The 420-nt window shown below is 56.0% G+C and carries 1 pseudogene; it reads left to right on the forward strand.

Features of this window, described 5'->3' with window-relative positions:
* A pseudogene (locus GYB81_RS25425) lies at positions 1-340 on the forward strand (IS481 family transposase); the annotation flags it as partial.
* Positions 341-420 lie beyond the last annotated feature (80 nt).

Raw genomic sequence — 420 nt, forward strand, 5'->3', positions numbered from 1 at the left:
GCTGTTCAGCGTAGTGGATGACCGCAGCGGTGTGGCCTACCAGGAATACCACTGCGTTTATGGTGAGGATGCGGAGACGGCACTTCGTTTTCTGTTCAACTCGATGGCGCCGAAAGCGGACCCGAGTTTTCCCTTTCAGGGCCGGCCCAAGCTGATCTATCTGGACAACGGTCCGGTGGCCAAGCGTCGCGTTTTCCAGAGCGTCATGCGGGCGCTGGGCATCGAGTGGCAGACACACATCCCTGCCAGCAAGGATGGAACGCGCACCACGGCCCGCTCGAAAGGCAAGGTCGAACGTCCTTTCCGCACAGTGAAGGAAGCCCACGAGACTCCTGAGCATCTCGTATGCCGTCTTCTGCTTGAAAAAAAAAAGATAGCCTGGATGCCTTTATCAATCCGCTAAACAATCAAAACCTCATT

The organism is Pseudomonas yangonensis, assembly GCF_009932725.1.
In the GTDB taxonomy this organism is placed as follows: Bacteria; Pseudomonadota; Gammaproteobacteria; order Pseudomonadales; family Pseudomonadaceae; genus Aquipseudomonas; species Aquipseudomonas yangonensis.